The sequence below is a fragment of the Amaricoccus sp. W119 genome (assembly GCF_047275745.1).
GTDB lineage: Bacteria > Pseudomonadota > Alphaproteobacteria > Rhodobacterales > Rhodobacteraceae > Amaricoccus.
The window spans coordinates 27,249-40,481 of the sequence record NZ_JBKQWU010000032.1 but is presented as its reverse complement, the minus strand read 5'-3'; the positions used below and the strand labels follow the sequence as shown (position 1 = coordinate 40,481).

General features: G+C 68.1%; 11 protein-coding genes and 2 pseudogenes. 5 read left to right on the top strand and 8 right to left on the bottom strand.

Translation table 11 applies throughout. From position 1 onward, the window contains the following. Positions 1-189: 189 nt before the first annotated feature. The 3 genes and pseudogenes from ACLJK8_RS15075 to ACLJK8_RS15065 all read left to right on the top strand — a co-directional run. Positions 190-1,150 (top strand): annotated as a pseudogene (locus ACLJK8_RS15075) (transposase). Between the two features lie 149 nt (positions 1,151-1,299). Then, entirely contained in the window at positions 1,300-1,719 is a 420-nt protein-coding gene (locus ACLJK8_RS15070; RefSeq protein WP_413151154.1) for a recombinase family protein, read from the top strand. Positions 1,720-1,938: 219 nt separating this feature from the next. Continuing rightward, positions 1,939-2,187: pseudogene (locus tag ACLJK8_RS15065) on the top strand (ATP-binding protein); the annotation flags it as partial. A gap of 86 nt (positions 2,188-2,273) precedes the next feature. Here ACLJK8_RS15065 and ACLJK8_RS15060 read toward each other — a convergent pair. The 6 genes from ACLJK8_RS15060 to ACLJK8_RS15035 all read right to left on the bottom strand — a co-directional run bounded on the left by ACLJK8_RS15060 (position 2,274) and on the right by ACLJK8_RS15035 (position 7,957). Continuing rightward, complete coding sequence (locus ACLJK8_RS15060; protein WP_413151153.1) at positions 2,274-2,732, bottom strand: Gfo/Idh/MocA family protein; 459 nt, start codon at positions 2,730-2,732, stop codon at positions 2,274-2,276. 189 nt (positions 2,733-2,921) lie between these two features. Then, positions 2,922-3,833 (bottom strand): myo-inosose-2 dehydratase, encoded by a 912-nt coding sequence (gene iolE, locus ACLJK8_RS15055; RefSeq protein ID WP_413151152.1) that lies wholly within the window; start codon positions 3,831-3,833, stop codon positions 2,922-2,924. A 67-nt stretch (positions 3,834-3,900) separates the two neighbouring features. Continuing rightward, the gene (locus ACLJK8_RS15050; protein WP_413151151.1) at positions 3,901-4,911 is read right to left on the bottom strand and encodes a Gfo/Idh/MocA family protein; all 1,011 of its coding nucleotides are present in this window, start codon (positions 4,909-4,911) and stop codon (positions 3,901-3,903) included. 9 nt (positions 4,912-4,920) lie between these two features. Continuing rightward, positions 4,921-5,820: a sugar phosphate isomerase/epimerase family protein gene (locus ACLJK8_RS15045; protein WP_413151149.1), complete on the bottom strand. Its 900-nt coding sequence runs from the start codon at positions 5,818-5,820 to the stop codon at positions 4,921-4,923. A 357-nt stretch (positions 5,821-6,177) separates the two neighbouring features. Continuing rightward, positions 6,178-7,206, bottom strand: coding sequence for a LacI family DNA-binding transcriptional regulator (locus ACLJK8_RS15040; RefSeq protein WP_413151148.1), 1,029 nt, complete (start codon positions 7,204-7,206; stop codon positions 6,178-6,180). Between the two features lie 112 nt (positions 7,207-7,318). After that, the gene (locus ACLJK8_RS15035; protein WP_413151147.1) at positions 7,319-7,957 is read right to left on the bottom strand and encodes a TetR/AcrR family transcriptional regulator; all 639 of its coding nucleotides are present in this window, start codon (positions 7,955-7,957) and stop codon (positions 7,319-7,321) included. A 107-nt stretch (positions 7,958-8,064) separates the two neighbouring features. On the opposite strand from ACLJK8_RS15035, the gene ACLJK8_RS15030 reads away from it, so the two are divergent. Then, positions 8,065-8,523, top strand: coding sequence for an ABA4-like family protein (locus tag ACLJK8_RS15030; RefSeq protein WP_413151145.1), 459 nt, complete (start codon positions 8,065-8,067; stop codon positions 8,521-8,523). Further along, entirely contained in the window at positions 8,504-9,325 is an 822-nt protein-coding gene (locus tag ACLJK8_RS15025; RefSeq protein WP_413151143.1) for a hypothetical protein, read from the top strand. The genes ACLJK8_RS15030 and ACLJK8_RS15025 overlap by 20 nt, the downstream gene beginning before the upstream one ends. A gap of 60 nt (positions 9,326-9,385) precedes the next feature. Here the strand turns inward: ACLJK8_RS15025 and ACLJK8_RS15020 are convergent, their stop codons facing one another. Both ACLJK8_RS15020 and ACLJK8_RS15015 read right to left on the bottom strand, forming a co-directional pair. Beyond that, positions 9,386-11,107 (bottom strand): hypothetical protein, encoded by a 1,722-nt coding sequence (locus ACLJK8_RS15020; RefSeq protein WP_413151141.1) that lies wholly within the window; start codon positions 11,105-11,107, stop codon positions 9,386-9,388. A 12-nt stretch (positions 11,108-11,119) separates the two neighbouring features. Beyond that, positions 11,120-13,033, bottom strand: a complete 1,914-nt coding sequence (locus ACLJK8_RS15015) for a hypothetical protein (RefSeq protein ID WP_413151140.1) — start codon at positions 13,031-13,033, stop codon at positions 11,120-11,122. Positions 13,034-13,233: the final 200 nt, after the last annotated feature.

Genomic DNA, 13,233 nt, shown 5'->3' with positions numbered 1-13,233 from the left:
CCCTGTCCCTCCTGCGTTCAATGCAGAAGGGAAATAGGTGGCCGGATTTTACTCCGCCCGCGGCCGGACTATCCCGCCGCTACCGTGGCCGGTTTTTGCACCGCCGCTCTCACGTACGGACGCCTCTAAAAACCTCGCGCCCTGAGCGGTTTGATGATTCACTGCTCCCCATGGGCAAGGGAGGCGTGGATGGCGGGGCAGCCGGGGCTTTTCGATCTTGATGAGCGGTACCGGGCGCTGTCGCGGAGCGGCGATCCGCTCGAGCGGCTGGGCGCGGTGGTGGACTTCGGTCTGACAGGGCGCGGGGTGGCCGCCCGCCGATGGACGCCGTGATGATGTTCAAGGTGCTGGTTCTTCAGGCCCTTTACGGCCTGGCGGACGAGCGCACGGAGTTCCAGATCCGCGACCGGCTCAGCTTCATGCGCTTTCGCGGTCTCGACCTGCATGGCCGGGTACCGGACGCGCGCAAGATCTGGCTGTTCCGGGAGCAGCTCACGAAGACCGGGGCGGTGGAGCGGCTGTTCGGACGCTTCGACGCGCATCTGCGTGAGGCCGGTTACCTCGCCATGGGCGGGCAAATGATCGACGTCGAGCCATTGGAACGCCATTGGTCCGAGAGACAATGGCGAGGGATCGTGGAGGCGCCGCGCCAGAGGAACACCGACGGCGAGAAGGACGATCTGAGGGCCGGGCGCATTCCCGAGGCCTGGGCCGCAAACCCGGCGAGGCTCCGCCAGAAGGATCGTGATGGGCGCTGGACGGTGAAGCGCGGCAGAAAGAAGCGTCGCCTCGACGGAAGTCTTTCGATGCAGATCGCGATAGCTGTCTACGGCTACAAATCCCACATCGGCGCGGATCGGCGGCACAGGCTGATCCGCACTTGGACCGTGACGGACGCGGCGCGACATCGAAGGTTCACTTCCGCCGCGCGCCGGGCAAGCCGCTGCCCGTGTCCCGCCAGAGCGCGAACGCAGCGCGATCGAAAGTCCGCTCGGCCGTCGAGCACGTCTTCGCCGACCAGAAGCACCGCATGGACCTGTTCATCAGGACCATCGGCATCGCGAGAGCGCGCACGAAGATCGGCATGGCCAACCTCGCCTACAACCTCAGACGGTTCGTCTGGCTCGAAGGGCAGGCAAGTTCGGCGTAGTGCGGGGCGACCAGGGACGCCCGTGGTCGAGCCCTGAGCAGATCGGAAGATGGACGGCCGACCCGGACCTCCCGCCAGAGCCCCCAACTCCCGCCCAGAACTGCCTCAGCCGGTGAAAATAGAAGCCTCCGCGTTCTTCGGAGAAATTTATGTACGGCATCAAGGTGCTGATGGCGAAAAACTACATCGACAACCTGTCGGAGGAAGCCCGCAAGGGCATGCAGGAGAAGGCCGAGCAAGGCATCTGGCCAACCGAGACGCCGCTCGGCTACCGCAACGTCTCCGGCCCGGACGGCAAGAAGATCATCGCCGTCGAACCGACGCTGGCGCCGATCGTCACCAAGCTTTTCGATTGGTATGCGCGGGGCGACTTCGCGCTGAAGGAAGCTACGCGGAAGGCGCATGCGGCGGGTCTCACCTATCCCAAGAGTGGCGCCAAGGTGCCCGTGAGCACGGTGCACACGATCCTCCGCAACCGGCTCTATACGGGCTGGTTCGAACGGAACGGCAAACTCATTCAGGGCAAGCATGTGTTTCGGCGTGCAATTGGTGCCCACCTGACCCTGTGATCGGCGCCTAATCGGGGACCACCCACCGGGTCATCTATGCTCGCCTGCGATCGGAGCTGGCGAAGAGGCGGAGGATGACGACGGTGGAAACGGTTGGGCGGATCAGGCGGGCGTATTTCGTGCAGAAGCAATCGGTGCGTGATATCGCGCGACGGCTTCATGTATCGCGGAAGACGGTCCGGAAGGCGATCGAAGCCCGAGGACGGCAAGTTCAGCTATGACCGCGCGGTCCTCGATGAACTCGGTTACCTGCCTTTTGCCCGTACCGGCGGCCAGCTCCTGTTCCATCTGATCAGTCGGCTCTACGAGCGCACCTCGGTCATTGTCACGACCAACCTTGCCTTCGGCGAATGGCCGGCCGCCTTCGGCGATGCCAAGATGACCACCGCGCTGCTCGACCGGCTGACCCATCACTGCGACATCATCGAAACCGGCAACGAGAGCTGGCGCTTCAAGCATCGCGGCTGAGCCCGGGTGGAGAGGGCGCTGATGGGGTGGTTCGGACGGTTCCGGGCTACGCCCTCCACCACCCGAACCACCCATCGAAATCCGCATCACCCCGGTCCCCCATTCCTCGCCGATCCCGGTCCCCGGTCCCGCGCCGATTGACAGACGCCCTTCGCGCGCGCGCGTTCGACCATCTCCGCCGCCTGCGCGCGGTTGAGGGCCATCGGCTTCTCGACCAGGACATGCTTGCCGGCGTCGAGCGCGAGCAGGACATGCTCGTGGTGCAGGTTGTGCGGCGTCGCGACATAGATCACGTCGAGATCCGGGTCGCTCACCAGCGCCTCGTAGCCGCCGTGCGCGGTCGCGATCTGCCACTCCCCGGCGAAGGCCTCCGCCTTCTCCCGCGAGCGCGAGCCCACGGCGGCGATCTCCTGCCGGGTGTGGGCGCGGACGGAGGCGATGAACTGCTCGGCGATCCAGCCCGGGCCGAGGATGCCCCAGCGAAGCGCCGGCGCCTCCATCGGGTCGGGGACGCGGGAGGCGGGGAGGGCGGTCGGAAAGGTCATGGAGGTCTCCTGCTGCCCGCGCGCGCTACGGGAGGTGCCACGGGGCGTCACGCGACCNGGTCGGGGACGCGGGAGGCGGGGAGGGCGGTCGGAAAGGTCATGGAGGTCTCCTGCTGCCCGCGCGCGCTACGGGAGGTGCCACGGGGCGTCACGCGACCCCGCGCGGCGGGTCGCGCGGGGCGGGTCCGGTCAGGCCGGGGCGGTCGCGGGGTCGAGGCCCTCGGCCCGCGCCATCGCCTTCAGCGCCCTGAGACCCATGTCCTGGTAGAAGAACGGCTCGCGCACCGCGCTGTCCTGCTCCGCCTCGATCACGAGCCAGCCCTGATAGCCACGCTCGGCCGCGATCCGGAGCACCGGCTCGAAGGCGACGCAGCCTTCCGGATCGCCGGGGACGGTGAAGACGCCGCGGCGTACGCCTTCGAGGAAGGAGAGGCTCTGTTCGCGGACATCGCGCATGATCTCCGGGCGGATGTTCTTCGCGTGGATATGCGTCACGCGGTCCATGTATTTCGCCGCCACCTCGGCCGGGTCGGCGCCGCCGAAGGTGCAATGGCCGGTGTCGAGCAGCAGCCGGGTCGCGGGGCCCGCCATCGCCATGAAGCGGTCGATGTCGGCGGCCGATTCGATGATCGTGCCCATGTGATGGTGGTAGCCCATCCTCACGCCCTGCTCGGCCGCGAAGCGCGAGAGTTCCTCGTAGCCGGTCGAGAACCGCTCCCAGTCGGCGTCGGTCATGATGGGGCGGTCATTGACCGCCACCTTGTCGTTGCCATGCACGGTGTTGGAGCATTCACAGGCGTTGATGTGATCGCCGCCCGCGGCCTTCGTCATGTCGATGAAGGACTGGAGCGCGGCCTTCTCGGTCGCGATGTCGTTGACGAGCAGGTTGGTCGAATGCCAGCCCGCCGCGTAGCGCAACCCGTACTCGGCGAGCGCGGCCCTGAGCGCGCCGCCCTCGCTCGGCATCTTGTGGCCCTTCTCGATACCGTCGAAGCCGATCTTCCGGCAATCGGTCAGGCAGTCGGCGAGGGTCAGGTGGGCACCGATCGTCGTGTCGTCGTCATTCGACCAGGCGATGGGATTGGTTCCGTAGAGGATCATGGTCGCCTCGTTCGTTTCGGGGGAGGCCGCCCCGGGGCGGGGCGGCTTTCGCATCGGGCCGGCAGGTTCAGGCGTAGAGCGCCGGGCGTTCGGGCAGGCTGATGGCGACGGGCTCGCCCGCGGTGTCCTGCGCGCTCACGCAGGCGTCCGAGGTGATCGCCGCGACATAGCCGTCCCAGGCGGTCGGGCCCGAGGCGGTGCCCTCGGCGGCGGCCTTCAGGAAGTCGTTCAACTCCACGTCGTAACTGGCGATGAACCGGTCCTTCCAGTCGGTCAGGATCGGGTTGCCCAGCGTGGCGCCGAGCCGGGTCTGGATCGCCATCGGCTCGGGCAGACGCGCGATGCCGTCCTCGCCGACCACCTCGCACTGGATGTCGTAGCCGTAGTGGCAGTTCACGAAGATCTCGGTCTCGATCACCGTGCCCTTCGCCGTCTCGAGGATGACGATCTGCGGGTCCCTGAGCCTGGCATGCGCGCGCGCCGCCGCCCGCGGGAAGATCACGCGGGCCGAGACATAATCGTCGTCGAGCAGCCAGCGGAACACGTCGATTTCGTGGATGAACGTGTCGTGGATCGCCATCGGCGTGCCGTACTGCTCCGGGACGGTCGGGTTGCGATGCGCGGCGTGGACGATGATCGGCGCGCCGATCCGGCTGTCCACCACCTGCTTCAGCGCGACATAGCCCGCGTCGTAGCGGCGCATGAAGCCGACCTGCACCAGCCGCTTGCCATGGGCGACCTCGGCGTCGACGATGCGTTTCGCGCCCTCGGCGGTCGCGGCGAGCGGCTTCTCGCAGAAGACCGGCTTGCCGGCGGCGATCGCAGCCAGCACGTATTGCTCGTGCGTCGTGCCCCAGGAGGTGACGAGCACCGCGTCCACGCCCTGGGAGGCGATGAGCTCCTCGCCGGTGGCGAAGACCTCCGCCGCCGGGGCGATGTCGGCCTTCAGGGACTCGGCGGAGGCGCGGTTGACATCGGAGAGCGCGACGATCTCGCCCCCCGCCAGAACCTGATTGATACGGCGGGCGTGATCGCGGCCGATCGCGCCGGTGCCGATGACACCGATACGGACTGTCATGTCAGAAGCTCACTTCCAGAATTTGTCGATGTAGCGCTGCATCTCGGAGCGCATGAACATGCCGGATTCGTCGGCCTTGTCTTCCCAGGCGAAGACGCAGGCGGTCATGATGCCGTCGAACTTCACCTCGGCGAGCGTGCCGAAGAAGTCGTCCCAGGGCACCTCGCCCTGGCCGATGTTGAGGTGCTGATGCACGCGGGCCTGGCTGCCCGGCGGGTTCACGATATAGCGCAGGCCGGAGGACGCCTTGTGGTTGAAGGTGTCGCCGACATGGACATGGGCGAGAATATCCGCGCTTTCGCGCAGCATCGCCACCGTGTCGTCGCCGAAGTAGAAGGTGTGCGGCGCGCAGTAGAGGAACTTCACCTTGGGCGAGTTCACCGTGCGGATGATGTCGAGCGCCGGCTGGATCGTCTCGCACCAGTCCTCGGGATGCGGTTCGACATTGAGCTGGATGCCTTCCTTCTCGAAGATCGGCACCAGTTCTTCCATCGAGCGCCACCAGGCATCCTCGCAGGCCTCGATCATGCTCCCGGTGTGGCAGCAGTAGCAGGAGCCCTTGTCCGGGTGCGGCCCGCGGCCGAATTCGGAGTTCATCGTATCGACTTCGAGCTCGACGGCGATCTCGATCGCGCGCTTCCAGTGCCGGACCGCCGCCTGCCGCTCGGTCTCGTCGTTGGAGGCCCAGCGGTACATTGGCAGGAGCGAGGCGATCCCGACATCCTCGGCCTTGAGCGCCTTCTTCAATGCCTTGATCCGGTCGGGGAAGACGCGGGGCGCCTTGAACCATTCGAGAAAGTCACCGCGCGGCGAAAGCTCGATCCAGTCGTATCCGAGCTCGCGCACCTTGCGCGGCAACTCCTCGAGCGACAGGTGGCGGTGCATGAAGGGGTCGATCGCGATGCGCATCGAAGGGTCCTCTCGTTCCATGGTTCGGTCGGCCGGGCGGGCGGCGTCGCCCGGACCCGGATCAGTCGCCGGATCAGGTCCGGTCAGTTCCGGGTCGTCGGCCCGGCGCGGCTTCGCGCCGGGACCGGACCCGCCGCGAGACGCGGGAGAGCTGTCGGGCTGAGCCGTCTCATCGGATCTGTCCTCCCGTGGCCGGGCGTTTCGCGCCTCTCGTCGGGCTGCCGGGGCGGTGCCTGCGCGCCGGCGCCGAGCGGGAAAATCCTCCGAATCCCGGCGTCCGTCAATCCGGAGTCCGGCCGAGATCCTATCAGGAGGGATGGAAAAATGCCTGTGTAGGGATAGGATTCTATCCGTTTCTCACAGGCTTTCCGGAACCCACAGCGCGGCGTCGATGAAGCGCTGGCCCGGGGTCTCCGAGGGCCCCCGATCCACCGCGCGGATCATCGCGGGGACGAGTTCGGCGCAGAGCGCGGGCAGCGGCGTCTGGAAGATCCCGACCAGCCGCCCCTCCATCAGTGCCTGGCGCGACTCGGGTGTCAACTCGTTCACGATACAGGCGACACGGCCTTCCGCATCGGCCTCGCGCAGCGCCGCGATCACCCCCTCCATGCCGCCGCCCGCGCAATAGACGCCGACCACGTCGCCGTGCCGCGCCAGCAGGCCGAGCAGCGCTTCCTCGGTCAGCTGCCGCGTCTCGAGCGTGACGATCGCGTCCATCACCTCGAAGTCGGGTGCGTATTCCCGGAGCGAAGCCCTGAAGCCCGCCTCGCGCAAGGCGTGGCCGTGGTAGCGGTGGCCGCCGATGAAGACCGCGACCTTGCCCGGCCGCCGCGCCGCCCGCGACATGAGCCAGGCGGCGGTGCGGCCGACCTTCATGTTGTTGAGCCCGATATAGGCCTCGCGCTGCCCCTGCGCGAAGTCGGAGAGCAGCGCGAAGGTCGGCACGCCCCGCGCGCGCAAGTTGGCGACCGCCGCCGTCACATCGTGATGATCGGCGCCGGCGGCCGCGATCGCCTGAACCCGTCCGCCAAGCCTGACGAGCCGCTCGGCGAGCTCGCCCGGCTCCGAGGAGGCCGTGAACTCGACGGTCAGGCGCAGGTTCACCTCCGGGACACGCCGCGCCGCCGCCTCGATCTCGCGCGCGAAATCGGCGTAGAAAGCGTGGCGTTCCTTCCTGAGGATGACGCCGAGCCGGACCGCGGGGCGGTTTTCGAGCACCCGCGACCGGATCGCATTGGCGCCGTGAAAGCCGATCGCCTCCGCCGCCGCCCAGACCTTGCGCGCCGTCTCCTCGCGAACGGGCCGCCGCCCGGTCAGCACACGGTCGACCGTCGCGACGCCGACGCCCGCGTGCCGGGCGAGGTCAGCCATGGTCGGGCGTTTCATCGCGTCTCACCCCGGTCAGGCGGACCACCGCGCGATCCGCCGCCCGAGCCTAGCACCGCCGGCGGTCAGGAGACAAAGGGGGCGAGGGCGGAGGAGCCGGGGTTGCCGCGTCTCAGGGCGCGGGCGAGGTCGGCGACGAAGACGGCGTGTCCGCCTTCGCCATCGCCCGGCCCAGAAGCAGGTCGGTCAGGTCGATGGCCCCCGGAGCCTCCGCGCCCGGTGGGATCTTTCCGTCGATCGCGAGATGCGCCCGCCCGTGGGCCGCCGACCAGACCAGCCGTTCCAGCGCCGCGCGACCCTCGGGGTCGCCGATCCCGAGATGCTCGGCCGCCGGCGCGCAGACCTCGGCGAGCTGCGCGTAGCTTGCATCGCCGGCGGCGATGAGCTCGGGATCGCTCCAGTCGATCCGCGTCGTGGTGAACATCAGCCGGAAGAGCGCGGGATTGGCCTCGGCGAAGGCGAGATAGCCCTGTCCGGCGGCGCGAAGCTGGCTGGCCGGGTCGTGGGCGGCCGCGTCGCGAGCGGCGCGCATCGCCGCGTCGAAGCGCTCGAAGCCGATGGTCGCGAGCGCGGTGAAGAGCGCGCGCAGGGTCGGGAAGTGGTGCGCCGGCGCCGCGTGCGACACCCCGACCCGCGCCGCGACCCGGCGGAGCGACAGTGTCTCCAGCCCCTCGGTCTCGAGCATGTCGAGCGCGGCGGCGAGCAGCGCGTTTCTGAGGTCGCCGTGATGATAGTTCGTTTTGTCGGCCATGATCCGCCAGCGCTAGCACGCCATCTAGGCGGCGTCAAAATCATCTTGACGGGTGTGCCGCGCGAGCGCATGCTTCATGTTGTCAGTGTCAAGATTGGAGAATGCCGATGGATTTCGACGCAGGCTTCGCCGTCGCCGGCCAGGCCGCGATGGCCGGCTGGCTCGCCCTGATCCTGTTGCCGCGCTGGCGATGGCTGGTCATGGCACTCCGCCACGGGCCGGTCGGCGCGCTGTCGCTCGCCTACGCGGCGCTCATCTTCGTCCATTTCTTCCGGGTCGAGGGCGGCGGATTCGACGGAGTGGCCCAGGTGCGGGCCCTGTTCCAGTCGGACCCGGTGCTGCTCGCGGGCTGGCTCCACTATCTCGCCTTCGATCTCTTCGTCGGGATCTGGATCGCCGGCCGCGCCGACGCGGTCGGGCTCAGCCGCGCGCTGCAGGCGCCGATCCTGCTCGCGACCTTCATGTTCGGGCCGGTCGGCCTGCTGCTGTTCTACGCCTGCCAGGCCGCTCCGGTCCTGTGCGGACATTCGCCGAGGGAGATGTCCCGTGTCGACGCTCACGCTTGATCCACCCCGCCGACTCGCCGACGCGGCGGGGGTGGCTCACCGGGCTCTGGCCTTCGGATTGGCGATCCAGTTCGCCCTGCTCGCGCCCAGTCTTCTCGCCCTCGGGCTCGACGACCGCCTGCTGAACGGAATCAACGTCTGGTCGAAGCCGATCAAGTTCCAGCTCTCGCTCGCGCTGCTCTTCGGAACGCTGATCCTGCTTGTCCCGCTCGCGGAACCGACGCGCGGCATCGCCCGCGCCTGCCATGTCATCGCCGCGTGCGCGACATTCGAGATCGGCTATATCACCCTGCAGGCCGCGCGCGGCCGGGCATCGCATTACAACGACACGACGCCCGTCGAGACGGCCATGTACGCGCTCATGGGCGCGGTGGTGGTCGTCCTGGTGATCGCGATCGGCTGGATCGGCTTCCGGATCTGGAGGAGCCCGCCGCGGCCGGGGGGTGAGGGACTGCGCCAGGGCGCGGCGTTCGGGCTGATGCTTGGCGCGTCGCTGACGCTGGTGACGGCGGGGGTGCTCGCGCAGGCGCCCGGCCACTGGGTGGGCGCCCTGGCGATGGAGGCGGCGACGGACGCGGGCGGGCTGCCGCTCTTCGGCTGGTCGCGGACGGGCGGCGACCTGCGCGTGCCGCATTTCTTCGCGACGCATATCATGCAGGCGCTCCCGCTCGCAGGCTTCGCCGCCGACCGCCTCGCCCCCGGCCGCGCCGTCGCGGCGGTCAGGTTCGGGGTCGCGCTCGCCCTCGTCACCATCGCCGCGACCTTCGCCCAGGCGATGGCGGGACGGCCGTTCATCGGCTGACGGGGTTTGCCTGGGCCCGCCGAGGCCTCCGACCCGGCGGCCCTCGTCGCAGCACGGCGATCAGATCACGTCGAAGGCGTGATCGAGGAGGAGGACCGTTACACATCCGGCGAGCTGCGCGGTCATCGGCGCGCTCATGATCCCCGCGATGTTCTGCGCGGCGGTGACCGGGTCCGTACGGGGGGGTGAGTTGTCGACCGTCTGGACGCTGACGATGATCCCCCAGCGGCCCGGGTCCTCTCGCAGGCCCAGATCGAGTTGGCCGGTGAAGCTGAAGATCCGGATCTGGTCGGGCACATCATCCGGAAACATGTCGGAAAACTTCGGCCGGTCCACGCAGAGGCCATGCAGCCATCCCTCGCCGCCGCCCCCGACGATTGTCAGTCGGGAGATCACCGTCCCTTCGAGTTCCAGCGTCTCGCGGTGGCCCTGGGTGGCTCCACTCGTCGCCTGGGTCACGACGCGCCCGATCGGATCGCGGGCAAGCACGGTGACGGGCAGGAAGGTGTGCGAGACATCGACGCGCACCCGCCGGGTCGGCAGGATCTCGACCCCGAGCCCGCCATCGAGCGGAATGCGGAGCGCCGCCGACGCGCCGGCCACGTTCGCAACCTCGATCGACCGCACGACCGGCTCGCCCGCGCCATCGAAACGAAAGACACCGAAGTGCAGTGGGAAGCTCAGCGCGTCGCTCAGCCACTGTCGGGGCATCGCATCGAAGCACTCCCAGCGGTCGGGGCGCTCGATTCCGCATGGACCCGGGCGCAGGACACGGGTCACGATCCGCTCGGGATGATCGAGTGGAAAGCAGCGCGCGACAACGAAGTGATCGCGTGCCCGGCGCGCCTGAAAGCCCAGAATGTCCGCGCAGATCCGCACGCGCTCACCGCCGGAATACTGCTGACGCTCGGTCACGACGTTCTTGACTGTCACATGGGCGTTCCGCCGGTCCTCCGCGATCGCCGCGGCGAGGTCCGCGGCCGATGTGACGCGCGTGTATTGCCAGTCGGTCGCGGTCACGTAGGGATGTCCCGGCATGGGGTTCGCCGGAACCTCCGCGCGCAGCCGGACCCGCTCCGCCTGGGTGACCGTTCCGCCATCGACGGCGGTCTCGTCCTGACCCCAGCGGCTGGGATCGGCGTCGTCGGCGGCGGCCGCGGCGGTCCAGGCACCGGCGGCGCCGGCGGCGAGAACGGCGGTCAAGCCGCTCGGCGGAGTAGTATCGGCGAGATAGGAGGTGATCGGCCCGCAGGACAGGAGCTTGATCACCCCCTCGACATATTCATCGACCGGCATCCAGGGCTGGATGACCTCGCGCGCGGTCTCCTCGCCCCAGACATGCGCGTTCGAGAGAGCCATCGCCCTTCCGGTCCCCGTGTCGAAACAGATGCCGCCAAGGGTCCCGTACCCGGTCGGGAACGGCAGGAAATCGCTGAGCACCGCCGTCGAGGTGCCGCCCAGGAGCGGATCCTCCTGACGGCCACCCCGCTCGCCCGTGGGCGCGGCATCCGGCTTCGCCATCGGCGCCGCTTCGACGCGGACCGGAAGACCTTCGTATTCATCAGGATAGCGGTCGATCCCAAGCTTCTCGCGTCCAGCCTCATCCTCCGGCATCACCCGAAGATCGATGATCAGGGCGGAGCCGCGGGGCCGTCCGTCGACCAGGTTGGCGCCGAAGCCGACACCGATCACGTTCGGATCGTCCCGCAGCGACCTTGCGAGCGCGAGGCGGATGGTTTCGATCTCCCGGGCGGAACGGCGCGGTTTGACAGGTTTGCTCATCTTCGCCTCCCCTCAGGCAAATCGAATGTCCATCGCGGCCATCACGTCCTCGATCCGGTTCGCGAAGGCGGTATTGTCGGGCCGGCTGCCGGCATGGTTCAGGCCGACGACCCGGAAGGTTTCCCAGTGCAGCCAGAGCGATCCGGAATCGCCGCTATCGCTGACGCCGTTGGGAAAATCGGGATCCTCGCCGATGACCAGCTGATCGATGAACTCTCGGTCGGCGACACCGTCTCGGTCGTCGTCCCGGGTGCTGTTTCGCACGATCAGCATTCGGCCGAAGGTCAGGCCGGTCCGGGCCCCCGACTTGAACACCCGGACGCCCGCCTTGGCAGCCTCGTCATCGGGGTTCTCGTTGAAGGCGTCGATCGCCTCCAGGATCTCGTCGTTGGTCATGATCGCCCCCGCCGTGTCGATGACCGAGCCGAGCGCATTGCGGGGCACCGTGTTGTCCTCGCCCGTTCTGGCGTCGAGATAGGAGAACATCGCCGCGGTGAGCGACCGGTTGCCATTCAGTTCGGCGACCGCCGCGTCCACCCGCTCGTTCAGCAGCGACCGCCTGACATTGCCGATGACGACATCGTCGCTCCCGTTCGCGAGGTCGGCGGCCGCGGAGGCCGCGGTGGCGAGCGACAGTATGATCGCAATGATGACGAGGAGCAGCTTCCACCATGGATCTTCAAAGGGCAACGGACCGAACTGACCATTGAAGTCGGGTGCGTAGTCGACCCGGTAGTCGACCAGGCTCGGGAACATCAGCACCTCCATCCCGGTGCCGCCCGATCCGCCCCATGTGCCGTCGTCCCCGCTCCCCCCGTCGCCGTCTCCGCCTCCGTGGGCGCAGCAGCATTGCAGCTCGCGGACCACCTGGCACAGGTCGATCCGCTCGCCTTTCAGGAAGGCGAGAAGCTGCTGGCGAATCCGTTCGATTTCGGCCGGATCGCAGCCGCCCGGACCCCCGTCGCCGCCGTGCCCGGGTGAACCTCCGGTCGATCCACCATCGCCGCGGAACAGTCGCCGCGCGCGAAAGACGGCGCGCTTCAGCGTGTTGTAGTCCACGACAAGCTCACCGATCGCCGCCGTCAGCCGCCCGACGTCGCATTCCGACACGAATGTCGATGTCTGGCTGTCGAATGTGGTGCGTGTGACCATCATGGGCGAGCGGGCCTCGCGGTTGATGTGGCTGATGGGTTCCGCGACCTCCACCTCGACCTGATGCTTCCTCGGGGCGGCCTCCGCGACATCGACCTTGAAATGGACCACGATCGTGTCCCAGGCAGGCAGTGCGCCGACGACGACGCGGCCATCCGCCGTGACCTCCTGATCGAAGATCCGCTGGTCCTCCGCGGACCATTGATCGACCACCCGGACGCCACCGGCGGCGAGCCAGGCCCGGGAGCGTTGGGTCAGTCCCACGCTCGCCCCGACCGGCCAGTCCCGCGTCCAGATGTTCCGCACGGTGACGGCCATGAAATGCCGCCCGAGGCTCGCCTCGAAGATGCCGTCCGGCATCATGGTCAGCGTGGACGGATGGATGGCGTGGGGACGGGCCGGTTGCGCGACCATGCCGATCTTCTGAAGCTCGATCCGAAGGTCGTCGAAGTCGCGATCGCTGTCCGGGGTCGTGATGTCCTCGGATTCGATGCGCCGGATGATCACGCCCGGCGGCAACGGCGTGGTCAGCCCCGGTGCCATGTCGCGGATCCAGTTGTCCTGCCAGCCGGAACCGTCATTGTGTTCGATCTTCAGCACCCAGGGAACCTGTCCGTCGCCATGGATGTCGGCGATCATGCCCGGGGTCCCGGCGAGCGCGCGGTCGCCATCCGCGGTCCCCAGCGCGCGCACGCGCTGCGCGAAACCGGCGTTGTTCTGCCGGACAATGACGCGCCAATCCCCGCGTATCTGCATCTGGGTGATATCCGCCATCGTGGGGCTCCTTTGGCTGACATGTGGAGTGACGCCACGACCGGTGTGGTGGCGGAGCTGAAAATGCTCAGTAGAATTCGGGTCCGTTGGGACCTTCATTATCTCACAATATTAGCACAGACGGCCAGGATTGCGAAGAACACCGACGGATCGCCCGACAAGAAGCCGCGATCCACGCGATAGTTCGAGGACCACGACGG

Coding starts and splice junctions, on each gene's coding strand:
- ACLJK8_RS15070 (WP_413151154.1), top strand. CDS start 1,300: ATGTACGGCATCAAGGTGCTGATGGCGAAAAACTACATCGACAACCTG.
- ACLJK8_RS15060 (WP_413151153.1), bottom strand. CDS start 2,732: ATGACCTTTCCGACCGCCCTCCCCGCCTCCCGCGTCCCCGACCCGATG.
- iolE (WP_413151152.1), bottom strand. CDS start 3,833: ATGATCCTCTACGGAACCAATCCCATCGCCTGGTCGAATGACGACGAC.
- ACLJK8_RS15050 (WP_413151151.1), bottom strand. CDS start 4,911: ATGACAGTCCGTATCGGTGTCATCGGCACCGGCGCGATCGGCCGCGAT.
- ACLJK8_RS15045 (WP_413151149.1), bottom strand. CDS start 5,820: ATGCGCATCGCGATCGACCCCTTCATGCACCGCCACCTGTCGCTCGAG.
- ACLJK8_RS15040 (WP_413151148.1), bottom strand. CDS start 7,206: ATGAAACGCCCGACCATGGCTGACCTCGCCCGGCACGCGGGCGTCGGC.
- ACLJK8_RS15035 (WP_413151147.1), bottom strand. CDS start 7,957: ATGGCCGACAAAACGAACTATCATCACGGCGACCTCAGAAACGCGCTG.
- ACLJK8_RS15030 (WP_413151145.1), top strand. CDS start 8,065: ATGGATTTCGACGCAGGCTTCGCCGTCGCCGGCCAGGCCGCGATGGCC.
- ACLJK8_RS15020 (WP_413151141.1), bottom strand. CDS start 11,107: ATGAGCAAACCTGTCAAACCGCGCCGTTCCGCCCGGGAGATCGAAACC.
- ACLJK8_RS15015 (WP_413151140.1), bottom strand. CDS start 13,033: ATGGCGGATATCACCCAGATGCAGATACGCGGGGATTGGCGCGTCATT.